The 304-nt window shown below is 35.2% G+C and carries 1 protein-coding gene; it reads left to right on the forward strand.

Annotated elements, in window-relative coordinates:
* Positions 1–188 precede the first annotated feature (188 nt).
* Positions 189–304, forward strand: a 116-nt coding sequence (locus ACNQ0T_RS23720) for a DUF3461 family protein (protein WP_417930443.1), incomplete at its 3' end; no start/stop codon positions are given.

Genomic DNA, 304 nt, shown 5'->3' on the forward strand with positions numbered 1-304 from the left:
TAATATGACCGAGAATTTACAGCCCTTGGTCAATTAGCTGCTATTATTAAATGGTTGTTTTGTAACTCATCATTTTATAAGCAATTAGGGCTCAGTAAATGGTTATAAAAAGAGACTGCCTTGTTTATAGCCCTTATTTATAACCCTAAAAGTCATCGACACAGTCCCTTACGATTAAGCGAGCTAACATGTACGATAATTTGAAAAGTTTAGGTATCAGCAATCCGCAAGATATCGACCGCTATTCCCTGCGCCAAGAAGCTAATAACGATATTTTAAAAATTTACTTTCGCAAAGATAAAGG

Source organism: Enterobacter cloacae complex sp.6700776, from assembly GCF_048284255.1.
GTDB lineage: Bacteria > Pseudomonadota > Gammaproteobacteria > Enterobacterales > Enterobacteriaceae > Enterobacter > Enterobacter intestinihominis.